This is a genomic window from Ruegeria sp. CDSA089, assembly GCF_059612205.1.
In genome coordinates, this window is sequence record NZ_JBXWQD010000002.1 from 17,775 (window position 1) to 32,245 (window position 14,471).

Genomic DNA, 14,471 nt, shown 5'->3' on the forward strand with positions numbered 1-14,471 from the left:
CGGCCGCCGGAGACGGTTCCACGGCTTACACATGCGCCACCTCCATGCCATGAGCACCGCCCATCATCAGGCCGATCTCATCGACCGTCAGACCGGTGGTTTCTCGCGGCGCACTCAGGCGGCCTTCGTTCAGCGCCGCAAAGCTGTCGGAGATCTCCATCAACTCGTCCAGATCCTGCGAAATGCAGATCACCGCTGTCCCCTTTGCCGCCAAATCCAGAATGGCCTGCCGGATGGAGGCTGCGGCGGCGGCATCCACGCCCCATGTGGGCTGGTTCACCACCAGCACATCGGGGTTTTGCAACACCTCGCGCCCAATTACGAATTTCTGCAGGTTCCCACCCGACAAAGACCGCGCCGCGTTCTCGGGGCCAGGCGTGCGGACGTCAAAGGCGCTGATGATTTTCTCGGCAAAGCTTTTGGTTTCGGCCCATTTCAGGAAGCCATTATTTTCCAACCCTTCGCGGACGGATCCTGTCAGCAAGGCGTTTTCCGTCAGGCTCATATCAGGCGCTGCGGCGTGGCCCAGCCGCTCCTCGGGCGCGGTCAGCACACCGAGCATGCGCCGCGCGGTGGGGCCCAGCTTGCCAATCGGCTGGCCGTTGAACTTGATCGCATCGGCCGCAGTCGGGATTTCGCCCGACAGCACCCCCAGCAATTCATCCTGCCCGTTGCCTGCGACGCCGCCGATGCCCAGAACCTCGCCCTTGCGAACGGTCATGTGAACATTGCGCAGCGCGGTACCGAATTCCGACGGAGACGGTACCGACAGCCCGCTGACATCCAGAGCAACTTCGCCAAAATCCCGCCCTGACCGTTCCGGTGTTTGCAGGGTCGAACCCACCATCATCTCGGCCATGTCCCGCGCCGAGGTCTCAGAGGGAACACACTCGCCCACGTTCTTGCCCAGACGCAGGATTGTCGCGTGGTCGCACAGCGTGCGGATCTCTTCCAGCTTATGCGAGATATACAGGATCGAGGTACCTTCGGCGCGTAATTTGTTCAGTGTTTCAAACAAGATATCGACCTCTTGTGGGGTCAAAACCGATGTTGGCTCGTCCATGATCAGCAGTTTGGGGTCCTGCAGCAGGCAACGGATGATCTCGACCCGCTGGCGTTCGCCTGCGGACAGGTCGCCCACCGTGCGATACGGGTCCAGCGGCAGGCCATAGGTTTCGGACACTTCGCGGATACGTGCGGCCAGATCGCCCATGGGCGGCGGGTTCTCCATTCCCAACGCGATATTCTCGGCCACGTTCAACGCGTCAAACAACGAGAAATGCTGGAACACCATCGCGATCCCATCGGCGCGGGCCGCGCGCGGTTCGGGCGGGGCGAACGGCTGGCCGCGCAGCAGCATCGTGCCGCTATCGGGTTTCACCAGCCCATAAATCATTTTTACCAGTGTGGACTTGCCTGCGCCGTTTTCGCCCAGCAGGGCGTGTACTTCGCCTTCGCCGATATCGAAGGACACCTGATCATTGGCCACGACGCCAGGATAAGCCTTGGTTAGCCCTTGCAGACTTAATAGTGGAGTGGTCACGCGCTCAGGTCCTTCTTCAACTCGGTTTGTCGGGCAGGGCGCAGAAGCTGCGCAGCGACGCCGACGGCGATCATCTGCGGGTGTTTGCCCAAGGCGGGGTCGCCGATTGGGCAAGTGATCCGACTGATCCGTTCGGGGGAATGCCCGAGGGCCGCCAGCCGCGACCGGAATCGCGCCCATTTCGTAGCGGAGCCAATCAAGCCAGCAAACCCAAAACCACGCGTCAACAGTCGATTGCACAGCTCAAGGTCCAGATTGTGCGAATATGTCAGCACAAGATGTTCAGCGTCCTGCGGGGCGTGGCGGACAAGCTCGGCAGGTTTGGCTGCTGGAACTGGTGTGACGCTCGCAGGAATATTGTCGGGAAATCGCTCAGGCCCCGTATCGACCCATGTGATCGCCAGATCGGGCAGGGGGGCCAACACGTCGACCAGCGCCCGCCCGACATGACCCGCACCCCAAATCCAGAAGTTGCGGGTTGGTTGATGAACCGGCTCGACCATCCAGCCGTCCAGCAGTTGTGGCTCGGGCGCAATGCCCTGACCGCGCGCCTCGGCCAGCAGCCGTTTGACCGACAACGGCATGTCGCCGCCGGTCGGAGATCGCGCGATGACGGTATCGTCCAGCGCATTTACCGCTTTTTGATCATAGACTTCACTGAGCAGCGAAACCGCGCCGCCACAGCATTGACCCATGTCAGGACCCAGCGCGTGATGGGTCAGCCGCGCCGGCGCGGCCTGCGACCTTGCCGCCTGCGCAGCCTGATATTCCAACGTGCCGCCACCGATTGTGCCGCTTTGTCCGCCTTCCCAGACCAGCATGGCGGTACCGACCTCACGCGGGGACGAGCCCTTGATCACGGTGATGACCACGCGGACCACGCGTCCGTGGGTATTGACCGCCTCCCTCAAAGCCTCAAGATCAAATCCCATTAGATGCCCCCTTTCATCCGCTGGACGCCGTGCCAGACCTCTTCGGCAGTAGCGGGCGCATCCAAAGCGGGGTAAGCGTCACCGCAGGCTGCCACCGCATTCGACAGGGCCAGCCAAGCCGAGATACCCAGCATGAAGGGCGGCTCTCCCACCGCTTTCGAGCGATAGATCGTGTCCTCGCGGTTCTCGCCATCCCACAGCGCCACGTTGAAGATATCGGGCCGGTCGGAACAGGCCGGGATTTTATAGGTCGAGGGCGCGTGGGTGCGCAGGTTGCCCTTGCCGTCCCAGACCAGTTCCTCGGTCGTCAGCCAGCCTGCGCCCTGCACATAGCCGCCTTCGACCTGCCCGATATCCAGCGCCGGGTTCAGCGAGGCGCCTGCATCGTGAAGGATATCGGTACGCAGGATGCGGTTTTCACCGGTCAGCGTGTTCACCGCCACCTCGGTGACGGACGCGCCATAGGCGAAGTAGAAAAACGGTCGGCCCCGGCCTGCGATCCGGTCCCATTCGATCTTGGGGGTTTTGTAGAACCCCGTGGCGGACAGGCTGATACGGCCCTGATAGGCCAGAGCAGCGGCTTCGGCGAAGGTATAGCGTTCTGCGCCGACCGAGACGTGCCCATCCGCGAACGTGACCGCCGATGGATCAGCCTGATGCCGTTCGGCCAGATGGTCCGCCATCCGGTCGCGGATCGTGTCGCAGGCGGCTTTGACAGCCATCCCGTTCAGGTCACTGCCCGAAGACGCCGCCGTAGCCGAGGTGTTCGGCACCTTGGCGGTGTCGGTGGCGGTGATCTTGACCAACTCCAGCGGAATGCCGAACCGCGATGCGGCCACTTGCGCGACCTTTTGGAACAGGCCCTGTCCCATCTCGGTCCCGCCATGGTTCAGGTGGACCGAGCCATCCTGATACACATGCACCAGTGCGCCCGCCTGATTGAGGTGGGTCAGCGTAAAGGAAATCCCGAATTTGACCGGCGAGAAGGCGATACCCTTCTTTATCACCCGGTTCTTTGCGTTCCATTCAGCAATGGCGGTCTTGCGGACGGCATAGTCGCTGGATGTCAGAAGTGCTTCGGTCATGCCGTGCAGTTCGAAATCGCTGACCTCCATATCGTAAGGCGTGGTGTTTCCGCCGGCAGGTAGGGGACGAAGGGGGGCGTTCCCGGTTTCCACCGCGCCGCGACTGGTCAGGTCTTCATGCGGGTCGGGGTGGCCCAGCTGTGTTTTATGCAGCGGTTGATCGGCCACGTTATGCGCGGGCTCATAGTAATTGCGGCGACGCAGCTCGACCGGGTCCAGCCCAAGCACGTGCGCGGCGTGATCCATCACGCGTTCGATCCCGACCATGCCCTGAGGGCCGCCGAACCCGCGATAGGCTGTGGCGGATTGGGTGTTGGTTTTCAGTCGATGGCTTTCAATCCGGGCATTCGGCAGCAGATAGGCATTGTCGGAATGCAGCATCGCGCGGTCAGCGACGGGCAGCGACAGGTCCTGCGCCCAGCCACAGATGACGTAATGGTGGAAGGAGACACCCTGAACATGGCCGTTCTCATCAAACCCAGCCTTGTAGGCAATGCGGAAGGCGTGGCGCTTGCCGGTGATGATCATGTCATCATCGCGGTCATAACGCATCTTGCAGGCCTTGCCGGTGGCGCGGGCGGCGATGGCGCAGGCGACGGCCAGAGCGTTGCCCTGACTTTCCTTGCCGCCGAACCCTCCGCCCATGCGGCGAGTTTCAACCCGTACGGCGTGCATGGGCACACCCAAGGCATCGGCTACTTTATGCTGAATCTCGGTCGGGTGTTGGGTCGAGCTGTGGACCAGCATGTCCGCGCCCTCATTCGGCAAGGCCAGAGCGGCCTGGCCTTCCAAATAAAAATGTTCCTGCCCGCCGAGTTCAAAGGAACCTTCGATCACGTGGGGGGCCGACGCGATCGCCACGTCTGCATCGCCCTTGGCATAGATGCGGGGGCCGTCCTCGAACCGGCTGTCAGCGGCCAGAGCCTGTTCGATGGTCAGGATCGGTGTGTCTTCGGCATAGTCAATCTTGCCCAGCCGTGCAGCCTTGCGAGCGGCCAGATGGCTGGTCGCCACCACCAGAAACACGGGCTGGCCGATATAATGAACCGTGCCGTCCGACAGCAGCGGCTCATCATGGATCGAGGGCGAGACATCATTGGTAAAAGGCAGATCATCCGCCGTCATCACTTGCACCACACCCTTGGCGGCTTTTACTGCCGACAGGTCCATCGTGGTGATCGTGCCCTTGGCAATCGGGCTGAGGCCAAAGGCCAGATGCAGCGTGCCCTTGGGCGTTGGGATGTCATCCACATAGCGCGCGGCACCTGCGACATGCAGCGGGGCTGCGTCATGGGGGAGGGGTTTGGTCACGCTCATGCCGTCACCTTGAGTACGTCGGTCACTTCGCCCCGATCTTCAAGGAAATACCGCTCCAGCATCGCTTTGGCGGTTTCCAGACGATAGGTGGCCGAGGCGCGCATATCCGTGAGTGGTTGGTAATCGTCAGCAAAGGCGGGCAGCGCGGCCTGAATGGTCGCAGCGGTCCAGGGTTTGCCGATCAATGCGGCCTCGACATGGGTGGCCCGCTTCGGAGTGCCCGCCATGCCGCCAAACGCGATCCGCGCCTGGGTGACGGTGTCGTCCGTGACGGTGATGTTGAAACAGCCGCAGACGGCTGAAATGTCCTGATCGAACCGTTTGCTGAGTTTGTAGGTTTTCAGCCGGTCCGGTTGGCGGGGGAAGCTGACGGCTTCGACGAATTCTCCGGGCGCGCGGTCTTGTTTGCCGTAGTCGATGAAGAAATCTTCCAACGGGATCTGACGGCGAGTGTCGCCTTTGCGCAGATGCAGGGTTGCACCCAATGCGATCAGGGCGGGCGGGTTGTCTCCGATCGGTGAGCCATTGGCGATATTGCCGCCCACGGTTGCGGCGTGGCGGACCTGAACGCTGGCATAACGCCGGATCATCTCGGCGTAAGAGGGATGGAGGTCTGTCAACGTGTCGCACATGCGGTTCATGTCGACCATGGCGCCGATGTGGACTTCGTCATTGGTGATGGCGATGTTTTTCAGGTCGTCGCAGCGGCTCAGGAAGATGACCGGATCCAGGTCGCGCAGTTGTTTTGTGACCCAGAGGCCCACATCGGTTGCGCCCGCGATGAGCGTGGCGTTGGGATTTTGTGCATAGATCGCGGCCAGTTCGTCGGATGAGGTGGGGAGCAAGGGGGGCTCCGCCCCCCGGCCTGCGGCCTCCCCCCGAGGTATTTTTGAACAAGAGAAGGATTGGTCGTCTTTAACCCATGCTGGGACTGGCTGGGATTCGGCGGCTTGGGCCGCGCGGATGATGGGGGCGTAGCCAGTGCAACGGCAGAGATTACCCGCAAGCTGGGTGTCGTGGTCGGTGACGCCATTGGTGTGGCCCGCGACCATCGACATGACAAAGCCGGGGGTGCAAAAGCCACATTGTGAACCGTGTAGGTCGATCATGGCCTGTTGCACGGGGTGAGCCTGCTGGTCGGGGCCGTTTGCGCCCTCGATGGTGCGGATGGCTTTGCCGTGTAGTTGTGGCAGGAATAGGATGCAGGCATTCAGTGCTTTGCTGGAACCTTCATCCGTGACCATGACGGTGCAGGCCCCGCAGTCACCTTCGTTGCAGCCTTCCTTAGTGCCGGTCAGGCCGCGATCCTCGCGCAGCCAGTCCAGCAGAGTTGCCGTCGGATTGACGTCCGCCAGCTCCACTGTCTCTCCGTTCAGAAGAAACGTGATGTTCATTCGAGAAACCCGTCGCCTTACCCGGTTGCGCCCTTCGGTGCCCTCCTTCGATGCGACGTAGAAAAAGGGGCGGGCAGAGTGCTTGCCGTCAGATGTTAGAAACAGCGCGCCTTATCTGGCAAGAAAAACTGATTATGTGATGCACCATTGGACCTGAACGATCTGCGATTTTCGCCGTTGTCTAGACATCAGTTGCCTGTAAATAAAGCGCTTTTTGCAGATCGGGTCCAATTGCGGCCGAAGCACCTTCTGAAAAATCCGAATAATAGGTGTTGATTTTTTAGGCATCTCAAAGCGGCGGTTCCTGCTTTTGCCGCGTCGCTGGCTGGGATAGCGTAGCGGGTATGAGCAGTATTCCTCGATTCATTCACCTACGTGTTCACACCGAATATTCTCTGCTGGAAGGCGCTGTGCGGCTGAAGAAGCTGCCCGCTTTGTGCGAGAATATGGAGATGCCCGCTGTTGCGGTGACGGACACCAATTCTATGTTCTCGGCTTTGGAGTTTTCCGTGACTGCCAGCGGCGCTGGGGTGCAGCCGATCATGGGGTGTCAGGTTGATCTGACCTATGTGCAGCCGCAGCCAGGCGAGAAGCCCAAAGCTCCTGCGCCGCTGGTGCTGCTGGCGCAGTCCGAGGCGGGGTATGAGAACCTGATGAAGCTGAGTTCCTGCCTCTATGTGGACAAGGGCGGACAGTTGCCGCAGGTCACGTTGGACGAATTGGCCGAGCGCTCGGACGGGTTGATCTGTCTGACCGGCGGGCCGGATGGGCCCGTGGGGATGCTGTTGCAGCAAGGCCAGCGTCCGTCGGCGGAGGCTCTGGTGGATCGCCTGGCTGGGATGTTCCCGGACCGCCTGTATATCGAATTGCAGCGCCATCCGGGCGAAGGGGGCCAGCCCGAGGCAGAGCGTCTAACCGAACGTGGGCATGTCGAGATGGCCTATGCCAAGAATCTGCCTCTGGTCGCCACCAATGATGTCTATTTCCCGACCACCGACATGTATGAGGCGCATGATGCGCTGATCTGTATCGCCGAGGGCGCGTATGTCGACCAACAGGACGGTCGCCGCCGCCTGACCGCGCAGCATTATTTCAAGTCGCAGCAGGAAATGGTGACGCTGTTTGCCGACTTGCCTGAAGCGATTGAGAATACCGTCGAGATCGCGCGCCGGTGCGCTTTCATGGCGTATCGCCGAGATCCGATCCTGCCGAAATTTGCCGATGATGAGGTCGCCGAGCTGCGGCGTATCGCCAATGAGGGCTTGCAGAAACGTCTGACGGTGATCCCGCATGCGGTGACGCCCGAGGAATACCAGGAACGGCTGGATTTCGAACTCGGCATCATCGAGGGCATGGGCTTTCCCGGCTATTTCCTGATCGTTGCCGACTTTATCCAATGGGCCAAGGATCACGACATTCCGGTGGGGCCGGGGCGGGGGTCTGGTGCGGGCTCGCTCGTGGCCTATGCGCTGACGATCACCGACCTTGACCCGCTGCGCTATTCGCTGCTGTTTGAGCGGTTCCTGAACCCCGAGCGGGTCTCGATGCCGGACTTTGATATCGACTTCTGCATGGATCGTCGGGAAGAGGTGATCCGTTACGTTCAGCAGAAATACGGGCGCGACAAGGTGGGGCAGATCATCACCTTTGGTGCTCTGTTGTCGAAGGCCGCCGTGCGCGATATTGGGCGGGTGTTGCAGATGCCCTATGGGCAGGTGGACCGCCTGTCCAAGATGATCCCGGTGGAGGGGGTCAAGCCTGTCTCCATCGAAAAGGCCCTGAAAGACGAACCCCGCCTTCGCGAAGAGGCACGCAGCGAAGAGGTTGTGGACCGGCTTCTGACCTATGGCCAGCAGGTTGAGGGGCTGTTGCGGAATGCCTCGACCCACGCGGCGGGGGTGGTGATCGGTGATCGACCTCTGGATGCGCTGGTGCCGATCTATCAGGACCCTAGGTCCGATATGCCCGCGACCCAGTTCAACATGAAATGGGTGGAACAGGCCGGGCTGGTCAAGTTCGACTTTCTAGGTCTGAAGACTTTGACTGTGATCCAGAACGCGATGGATTTGATCTTCAAATCCGGGCGCGAACTTCATATCGCACCCGATGGCACCGAGTTGTATGAACCCGCCGAAGGCGCGGTGAATGAGATCAACGCCATCCCGCTGGATGATGAGGCGACGTACAAGCTTTATTCGGCGGCCAAAACGGTTGCGGTGTTTCAGGTGGAATCCTCGGGCATGATGGATGCGCTCAAGCGCATGAAGCCGGACTGTATCGAGGATATTATTGCTCTTGTGGCGCTATACCGTCCGGGTCCGATGGAGAACATTCCCAAGTTCTGCGAGGTTAAGAACGGGCTCAGTAAGCGGGACAAGCTGCACCCGTCCATCGACCACATCCTGGACGAGACGCAGGGCATCATCGTCTATCAGGAACAGGTGATGCAGATCGCGCAGGAAATGGCCGGTTACAGCCTTGGCGGCGCAGACCTGTTGCGCCGCGCGATGGGTAAGAAGATTCAGGAGGCGATGGATGCTGAGCGGCCCAAGTTCCTCAAAGGGGCTGCCGAAAATGATGTCGATGAGACCAAAGCGACCGAGGTCTGGAACCTGTTGGACAAGTTTGCCAACTACGGCTTCAACAAATCCCACGCTGCGGCTTATGCGGTGGTCAGCTACCAGACCGGCTGGCTGAAGGCGAACCACCCGGTAGAGTTCATGGCGGGTGTCATGAATTGCGATATCCACCTGACCGACAAACTAGCCGTTTACTTCGAAGAGGTCCGCAAAGGGCTTGAGTTGCCCTATGTGCCCCCTTGCGTGAACCGATCTCAAGCTACCTTCGATGTGGTGAACGGAGAGCTTGTCTATGCGCTGGGCGCCTTGAAAAACGTGGGCGTTGAGGCGATGAACCTGGTGGTCGATGGTCGCGCGGAAAAGCCCTTTGTGAACCTGTTCGATTTGGCCCGCCGGGTTGATCTGAAGAAGGTCGGTAAACGCCCGCTGGAGATGATGGCGCGGGCGGGTGCGTTTGATCAGTTGGATAAGAACCGCCGCCGCGTGTTCGAAAGCCTTGATCCGCTTGTGCAGTATTCGGCGGCTATCCACGAACAAAAGAACTCGAACCAGGTGTCGCTCTTTGGTGAGGCGGGTGACGACCTGCCGGAACCGCGCCTGTCGCCCACGCCCGATTGGCTGCCTGCCGAGCGGTTGAGCGAGGAATTCAAGGCCATCGGGTTTTACCTGTCAGGCCATCCGCTGGACGACTATATGCCCGCGCTGAAACGTAAACAGGTAATGACGCTGGATGAGGTGACGGAAAAGGCGCGCTCGGGGCCCTTCATCGCGAAGATGGCCGGTGTTGTTGCTGGTCGGCAGGAACGGAAATCTGCGCGCGGCAACCGGTTTGCCTTTGCGCAGCTTTCAGACCCCAGCGGCGCGTATGAGGTCACGCTGTTTTCGGAAACGCTGGAGAAATCGCGCGAGTATCTGGAAACCGGCGCGCAGGTGGTTGTGACCGCCGAGGCAACGATGGAGGCCGACCAGTTGAAGCTGCTGGGCCGCTCGGTCGGTCCGGTAGATACAGTCGTGGCCGAAGCGGGTGCAACCGGCCTGCGCATATTCGTGGATGAGGAACAGGCGCTGCCCACTGTGGCCAAAGTGCTGGAGGATGCTGCAGGTGCTGCCAAGAACGCCGCACGCGGGCCGATTCAATTGCTGCTGATGGCCCCCGGATTGCCGGGCGAGGTCGAGATGGACCTGGGCCAGAGTTTCCCGATCAACCCGCAGATCAAGGGTGCGATCAAATCGCTGGAAGGCGTGATGTCGGTCGAGGAGTTTTGAGCCCAACCCGATGCTGCCACACAGCTGTGTTGAATGCGCTTAGCTTCATGCGGTTGGAAAGCCTTTTTGCGACCATATCCTCTCTTGGACACGGATGGGCCGCGATCTCGGGGGTGACAATGCTGGCACCAGTTGCTGCCTAACCGCTGACAAAATTACTACGCCGGCGTAGCAGGTCTTGCGGTGAAACGAGCGCTAAGGTTTCAGCCCTTAATAATGCGGTGGGCGTTCGTCGCCGAACACAACCCCGCCGGAACCTTCCTGCGCCCGCTCAGCCTCGCGCTGCAACAGCATCTCGACGCGCCGGGTCAGGCGATCGATCTCGCTCTGTTGGGTTGTGACGACCGTGTTCAGCTCTTCGACCGTGCGGGTCAGGTGGGCGATCTGCTCTTCCAGATGCTGCATGGGGCTCTCCTTTGGGCGTGGTCATAGCGGCGCTTTGACCACAACACCAGCGAAAGCGCGCCTTGCCCCGATGCGGGCCATGGGATAGACCGCGCGCGGAACATGAACCGCAAGGACGCCCCACATGGCCAAGCCCAAGAAACAGCCCCGCCCCAAGGCCGTCACGCCGAAAGGGTTCCGCGACTATTTCGGCCAGGAAGTCTCGCAGCGCACCGAGATGCTGCGGGCGATTGCGGATGTCTATCATCGGTATGGGTTTGATGCGCTGGAAAGCAGCGCTGTGGAAACCGTCGAGGCGCTGGGCAAGTTCCTGCCCGACGTGGATCGCCCGAATGAGGGCGTATTTGCGTGGCAGGAGTTTGACGACGGCGGCAACGGTGACTGGATGGCCCTGCGCTATGACCTGACCGCGCCTTTGGCCCGTGTCTATGCGCAGCACCGCAATGATCTGCCGACGCCCTATCGTCGCTATGCGATGGGTCCGGTCTGGCGCAATGAAAAGCCGGGGCCGGGGCGGTATCGTCAGTTTTATCAATGCGATGCGGATACGGTGGGCACGGCCTCGATGGCGGCAGATGCCGAGATTTGTGCGATGCTGTCGGATACGCTGGAAACCGTCGGCATTCCGCGCGGTGATTATTTGGTGCGGGTGAATAATAGAAAGCTCTTGAATGGAGTGATGGAAGTAGCGGGTGTGTTGGACCCAGAAAATCCCGAAAAGTACTCGTTTGAGCGAGGAATTGTTCTCAGGGCCATTGACAAAGTCGACCGTTTGGGCCCGGTCGGAGTTCGAGAGCTCTTGGGCGAAGGTCGTCGCGATGACAGTGGTGATTTCACTCAAGGTGCGGGTCTCACTGAGATTCAAAAATCACTTGTTATGGCATTTGTTGCTAACGATACGAAAGGTTCGCCGAGCTTAAGCGTTATTTCGGACATTGTTCGCGGTGGTGGCACGGACAAGTTTTCTCAAACGGGAATGGATGGGGTTCGGGAACTCGAAGAAATATCCGAATTGCTTGAGGCGCAGGGCTATGGCCCTGACCGCATTGTCATCGACCCCTCGGTCGTGCGGGGCCTCGGGTACTATACCGGCCCGGTTTATGAGGCCGAGCTGACCTTTGAGATTTTCGACGAGAAAGGCCGCAAGCGGCAGTTTGGGTCGGTCTCGGGCGGCGGTCGCTATGACGATCTGGTCAAGCGCTTCACCGGGCAGGAAGTGCCTGCCACCGGCGTGTCCATTGGCGTTGACCGGCTGCTGGCCGCCCTGCGCGAGAAGGGCCGGATTGCGGCGCAAGCCACCGGTCCCGTCGTTGTGACCGTGATGGACCGCGACCGTATGGCCGATTATCAGGCGATGGTGGCCGAGCTGCGCAATGCAGGCATCCGGGCCGAGGTCTATCTGGGCAATCCCAAGAACTTTGGCAATCAGCTGAAATATGCGGACAAGCGGAACTCGCCCATCGCGGTGATCGAAGGTGGCGATGAAAAGGCCAATGGCATCGTGCAGATCAAGGACCTGATCCTTGGCGCCAAGATCGCCGAAAGCGCCACGCTGGAGGAATGGAAAGAGCGCCCCAGCCAGTTCGAAGTGCCGCGCGGCGAGCTGGTCGCCAAGGTGCGTGAAATTCTGGACAGTCAGGACTGACGCATGCCGAACCGTTCCCAGATACAAGCCCGCGCTGCCATGATGCGCGTGAGGTTCGAGGCCGCAGGCGCGCAGATCGTGGACCCTCCGCTGCTGCAACCGGCCGACACGCTGCTGGACCTTTATGGCGAGGATATCCGCGCGCGCGCCTATGTAACCTCGGACGCGCTGCGGGGCGAGCAGATGCTGCGCCCGGATTTCACCCTGCCCGTGGTGCAGATGCATATGTCCGACGGGGCGGAACCCGCGCGTTATACCTATTCTGGCGAGGTGTTCCGCCGTCAGGAGCATGATCCGGACCGCTCGAATGAGTATATTCAGGTCGGGTATGAGGTGTTCGACCGTAACGATCCCGCAGGCGCGGATGCCGAGGTGTTTTCACTGTTCGCGTTGCAATTACGGGGGCTGCCCTTGCGGGCCGCGACCGGGGACATCGGGATTTTGACTGCCGCTGTCGAGGGGCTAAAGACCACTGACCGGCGCAAGGCGGCGCTGATGCGGCACTTGTGGCGGCCTCGTCGATTCCGGGTGCTGCTGGACCGTTTTGCCGGTCGCAAACCGGGTCCTGAAGGGCGCGACAGCCTGTTGGATGCGGAAAATCCGCTGGATCCGGACATCCCAATGATCGGCAAGCGCCGTGCCTCCGAGATCGAAGCGCGGATCGCCGCCCTGCGCGAAGATCGCGACACACCGCCCATCTCCGACAACGAACTGGTTGGGCTGGAAACCCTGCTTAACGTGCGTGAGACCATGCCCTTTGCGTTGGAACAGCTGCGCGACGTGGAAGTGGATCTGCCGCAGATCACTCCGGCGCTGGACCGGCTTGAGGCGCGGATCGCCTCGCTGCAAGCCCGTGGCGTGGATGTGGAGCGTCTGGATTTCGAGGCCGCCTATGGCCGCACGTCGATGGAGTATTATGATGGGTTTGTCTTTGGCTTCTATGCCGAAGGTCGCCCTGATCTACCCCCTATCGCCACCGGAGGGCGCTATGATGCACTGACACGGCAGTTGGGGAACGGGGCCGAAATTCCGGCCGTGGGCGGGGTGATCCGCCCGGACCTGATGCTGGAGATCGAGGAGGACGCGCAATGACCCTGAAACTGGGCGTGCCCTCGAAGGGCCGGTTGATGGACAAGACCTTTGGCTGGTTCGAAAAGCGGGGCATCACCCTGTCGCGCAGCGGATCGGATCGGGAATATGCGGGTAAGGTTGAAGGCATCGACGGAGTCTCTCTGATCTTACTGTCGGCAGGGGAAATCCCGCGCGAACTGGCCGCCGGGCGCATTCATCTGGGTGTCACCGGCATTGATCTGGTGCATGAGAAACTGCCCCGCTGGGAACAGCAGGTTGAGGAGATATCGCAACTTGGGTTCGGAAAGGCCGATCTGATCATCGCCACACCAGCCTGCTGGGTCGATGTGGATACGCTGGACGATCTGGACGCGGCGGCAGCGGCGTTTCGCAAGACCCACGGCCACCGGTTGCGGATTGCCACCAAATATCACCGGCTGGTGCGCGAGTTCCTGACCGATGCGGGAGTTGCCGATTACACTCTGGTCGATAGCCAGGGCGCGACCGAGGGCACGGTGATGAACGAAACCGCCGAGGCAATTGCCGATATCACCTCGACCGGGGAAACGCTGCGGGCGAACCACCTCAAAATCCTGACCGACGGGTTGATCCTGCAATCGCAGGCGACCCTGTGGCGCAGTCGGGTGGCTAAATATGATGCGGGTGATAAGGCCGTTTTGTCCGAGCTGCTGGATCGGCTGCGCTAAAGCACGCCGATCTCGGCCAAGGCGCGGTTCAGATCGTCGGGCAGGGCGTCGTCCTGTTCGCGCCCCTTTGGCAGATCGGCCGGGGTGTCTTCGGGTTTCAGATAGCGCCAGCCTTGAAACGGTCGCTTCAGGGCGTTCTGCGTTCGGTGCACTTCGGGGTCCAACACGATGGCGCAGCGGCGGATGCCGTCCTCGCCCCTCACCTCGTCCAGACGCAATATGCGCTGGCGACATTGCACGACACCTTTGATCACCCAATAGATTGATCCGCCATTCAGAATCTCGGCCTCGCGCTTGGGCCACATGCGAGTGACATGGCGCGGGCAACCGTCCTCGTAAAGCGGCCTGCGGCTGTCCTGCCACGCCATCAGCGTATCAACGCTTTCCGATCCGACGGACAGTTTGATGAGGTTTACATACTTATCCACAGCTTTCCCACAGAGTCGTCCCAAGGCCCACCTTTATATTGTAGCTCGCAATGCAGCGTCATCAAGGTGTTGTGGTTTGGATGTGAATTGCGGTAATCT

Annotated in this window: 10 protein-coding genes; 4 read left to right on the forward strand and 6 right to left on the reverse strand. The window is 60.7% G+C overall.

Features of this window, described 5'->3' with window-relative positions:
* Nucleotides 1-25: 25 nt before the first annotated feature.
* From AC2FJ6_RS05695 to xdhA, 4 genes are read right to left on the reverse strand one after another with little or no spacing between them, the layout of a single operon-like run.
* A complete protein-coding gene (locus AC2FJ6_RS05695) occupies nucleotides 26-1,543 on the reverse strand; it encodes an ABC transporter ATP-binding protein (RefSeq protein ID WP_496668642.1) in 1,518 nt (505 codons plus the stop codon).
* On the reverse strand, nucleotides 1,540-2,475 hold the full coding sequence (gene xdhC, locus AC2FJ6_RS05700) for a xanthine dehydrogenase accessory protein XdhC (RefSeq protein ID WP_496668644.1): 936 nt from the start codon (nucleotides 2,473-2,475) through the stop codon (nucleotides 1,540-1,542). The genes AC2FJ6_RS05695 and xdhC overlap by 4 nt, the downstream gene beginning before the upstream one ends.
* The gene (gene xdhB / locus AC2FJ6_RS05705; protein ID WP_170768973.1) at nucleotides 2,475-4,877 is read right to left on the reverse strand and encodes a xanthine dehydrogenase molybdopterin binding subunit; all 2,403 of its coding nucleotides are present in this window, start codon (nucleotides 4,875-4,877) and stop codon (nucleotides 2,475-2,477) included. Before xdhB ends, xdhC begins: the two co-directional genes overlap by 1 nt.
* Nucleotides 4,874-6,271 carry a xanthine dehydrogenase small subunit gene (gene xdhA / locus AC2FJ6_RS05710; RefSeq protein ID WP_170768974.1) on the reverse strand — a complete coding sequence of 466 codons (1,398 nt, stop codon included), beginning with the start codon at nucleotides 6,269-6,271 and terminating at the stop codon, nucleotides 4,874-4,876. Before xdhA ends, xdhB begins: the two co-directional genes overlap by 4 nt.
* Nucleotides 6,272-6,615: 344 nt before the next feature.
* Here xdhA and dnaE point away from each other — a divergent pair, with 344 nt between their 5' ends.
* A complete protein-coding gene (gene dnaE, locus AC2FJ6_RS05715) occupies nucleotides 6,616-10,116 on the forward strand; it encodes a DNA polymerase III subunit alpha (RefSeq protein WP_496668646.1) in 3,501 nt (1,166 codons plus the stop codon).
* A 210-nt stretch (nucleotides 10,117-10,326) separates the two neighbouring features.
* On the opposite strand, the gene AC2FJ6_RS05720 is transcribed toward dnaE, so the two are convergent.
* The gene (locus tag AC2FJ6_RS05720) at nucleotides 10,327-10,521 is read right to left on the reverse strand and encodes a SlyX family protein (RefSeq protein ID WP_170352274.1); all 195 of its coding nucleotides are present in this window, start codon (nucleotides 10,519-10,521) and stop codon (nucleotides 10,327-10,329) included.
* A gap of 124 nt (nucleotides 10,522-10,645) precedes the next feature.
* Here AC2FJ6_RS05720 and hisS point away from each other — a divergent pair, with 124 nt between their 5' ends.
* Genes hisS through hisG form a run of 3 tightly spaced genes read left to right on the forward strand, consistent with a single transcriptional unit; the run spans nucleotide 10,646 to nucleotide 13,944 of the window.
* A complete protein-coding gene (hisS, locus tag AC2FJ6_RS05725; RefSeq protein WP_170768976.1) occupies nucleotides 10,646-12,166 on the forward strand; it encodes a histidine--tRNA ligase in 1,521 nt (506 codons plus the stop codon).
* A 3-nt stretch (nucleotides 12,167-12,169) separates the two neighbouring features.
* A complete protein-coding gene (locus AC2FJ6_RS05730) occupies nucleotides 12,170-13,258 on the forward strand; it encodes an ATP phosphoribosyltransferase regulatory subunit (protein WP_170768977.1) in 1,089 nt (362 codons plus the stop codon).
* A complete protein-coding gene (hisG, locus tag AC2FJ6_RS05735; RefSeq protein WP_170768978.1) occupies nucleotides 13,255-13,944 on the forward strand; it encodes an ATP phosphoribosyltransferase in 690 nt (229 codons plus the stop codon). Before AC2FJ6_RS05730 ends, hisG begins: the two co-directional genes overlap by 4 nt.
* Here hisG and AC2FJ6_RS05740 read toward each other — a convergent pair.
* Nucleotides 13,941-14,372, reverse strand: coding sequence for a DUF1489 family protein (locus AC2FJ6_RS05740; RefSeq protein ID WP_170768979.1), 432 nt, complete (start codon nucleotides 14,370-14,372; stop codon nucleotides 13,941-13,943). The genes hisG and AC2FJ6_RS05740 overlap by 4 nt on opposite strands.
* Between the last annotated feature and the right edge of the window lie 99 nt (nucleotides 14,373-14,471).